This is a genomic window from Centipeda artemidis DSM 19719, assembly GCF_000426665.1.
GTDB lineage: Bacteria > Bacillota > Negativicutes > Selenomonadales > Selenomonadaceae > Centipeda > Centipeda artemidis.
On sequence record NZ_AUFU01000033.1, the window covers coordinates 1 to 1,971 of the forward strand.

Below are 1,971 nucleotides of genomic sequence, written 5' to 3' on the forward strand. Positions count from 1 at the left end.
ACATCAATATTGCCCGGTACGCTGCCGTACCGGGACAGAAAAAAGTTTTTTGGATTGAAGCGGTATCAATCGGATATTCCTTGCGCCTTCAAGAATGCCGCCGTTATATCCTCTTGCAGCTGATATCCAACCGTAAGAAAATCTTTGAGATCTTCATAATTACGAAAGACGGGTCTCGTGTGCCTTTTTTCCGGGTTGAACAGAAAGTTCTCTAAATTGGTAAGCCGATCACCGGCATAATACTTCTTGTCTCTCCTAGCATACCACATCAAATCAATCATACCGGATTTTGTCTCTATGTGATACCAAAACTCATAAATACCGTGCTTATTGGTCGAGCGAAAGAAGTTTTCGCTCTTCCAAAACTTTACATTTTGATATCCCACCTCCAAAAGAATCTCTAGTACGCGTTTGTTGTCATAGTTCTCAAAGCTGTTCTTTGCACCAATAGCATATGGTATGCAGAGCGCCTGGTAGCGCTCCACAAAGTTGATGCTGCTCAAAATATCTCTCATTTCGTTATCCGAAATTCGTTCCATAATCTATTCCTCCCGAAATCGGAGTGGATTTTCCCTTTGCTGTAGGAAGCGCTGTTCTCTATATTGATATCTGTGCCAATCGATGATCACAGGATGAATTTTACAAGCCAACCTGCATGATAAGGCGACGATTATTTATGTCATCTTCATGCGTAAATACGATCGTCCACTGCAATGTTTCGTCTGTAAGATATACATCTTCCGGGAAAAAATGCGTATGATCCAAAAATAAATTGTAATCTACCCGAACCATCGTCTTTTTCCCAAATTTCCAATAATCTTTGATATAGATTCTATCCTTGGAGTTGTTATCCCAAAAGATCAGAACTTGTTTCAATTTACTTCTATATGTCTCTATTTGCTCTTCATGAATGAACATTGGGGATTTTAAAGACTCCCATAAATATCCGGTACAACAAAGCCCATCCGAGAATTGTGTTAATGTCTCAATTCGATCTATATAAAATTTAGAATTTGTATTAATGTATTTATTGATATATCTTTTTCGATATTCATCTGCTTGATACTGATTCAGTATCTGCATGTGTGTTTTAAAATTTTCCAGTTCCATATGGTCTGACTACCTCCTGTATTCTTATCGTTCCTTTTTTCCCAGTTGCCGTGGTGTAATTAATATGTGGATATGAATGATGACTATTAAACCCTTCTGGATGTGCCTCCTCTGCCCTTAATGGCGTTCCTCCGGCTTCTTTGATTAAGGTTTCGGCTTCATCTTGAGTCACAATAGTACCGTTGATTTTTTCTATGTCTCCTCCTTGTTCGACTGATTTAACATTCTCTTTCCATAGTTTATCTCCTCGCCAGCCTTTCCCTCCTATCCCCCGCTCCGGCGTTGGTGTCTCGACTCCCTTTCTACTAGAAAAGAATGCATAAAGGTCTTTTTGTGCATTCTCCACGCCTCGATAGGCACTCGTGCCACCATGCACAACTAGAGTGGCTCCCTCAGCAACAAGTCCCGGTGTCGCGACAGCACCACTTCCCGTTATTGCAAGTCCACCACCGCCTCCAATGCTCATAAGGCCGAGAATAATTTCACGCGTCCCTGCGTATATGGAGGCTGTATCGCCAAATAATCTGCCTGCAAGATACGATTTCGAGGCGGACACATATGGGTAACGTCCCCTTATTCCTCGGAATATTTCTCTCATGATGCCGAACGACATGTTCGCATCAAATCTTTCGAGGGCTCCGGATGTAAAATCAGCCACGTCTTGAGAAAAAGGAGATTTTGCTAAAACTTCTATTTCGCCCATGCGGTAAAAAGGAAAACCGTTAAAGGCTACATGATCCTGATAGTACTTGTTATTTAATTCCCCTGCGGTTTGAGTTTTTGCTTCTTCTTTCTCTTTTTCTTCCTGTTCTTTGTCTTTTTCCCGATATTCTGCCTCTATCGCTTGCCGTTCATCTTCGG

2 protein-coding genes and 1 pseudogene are annotated in these 1,971 nt (G+C 41.5%); all 3 read right to left on the reverse strand.

Translation table 11 applies throughout. The annotated features are described in order from the left end of the window. Positions 1-65: 65 nt before the first annotated feature. The gene (locus K341_RS0110665) at positions 66-539 is read right to left on the reverse strand and encodes a hypothetical protein (RefSeq protein ID WP_026762790.1); all 474 of its coding nucleotides are present in this window, start codon (positions 537-539) and stop codon (positions 66-68) included. 100 nt (positions 540-639) lie between these two features. Then, entirely contained in the window at positions 640-1,110 is a 471-nt protein-coding gene (locus tag K341_RS0110670; protein WP_026762791.1) for a hypothetical protein, read from the reverse strand. Further along, a pseudogene (locus K341_RS12755) lies at positions 1,091-1,971 on the reverse strand (hypothetical protein); the annotation flags it as partial. The gene K341_RS0110670 and the pseudogene K341_RS12755, both read right to left, overlap by 20 nt.

Bases quoted from the DNA above. Each gene is read 5' to 3' on its own strand.
- K341_RS0110670 (WP_026762791.1), bottom strand. From the start codon at position 1,110: ATGGAACTGGAAAATTTTAAAACACACATGCAGATACTGAATCAGTAT.
- K341_RS0110665 (WP_026762790.1), bottom strand. From the start codon at position 539: ATGGAACGAATTTCGGATAACGAAATGAGAGATATTTTGAGCAGCATC.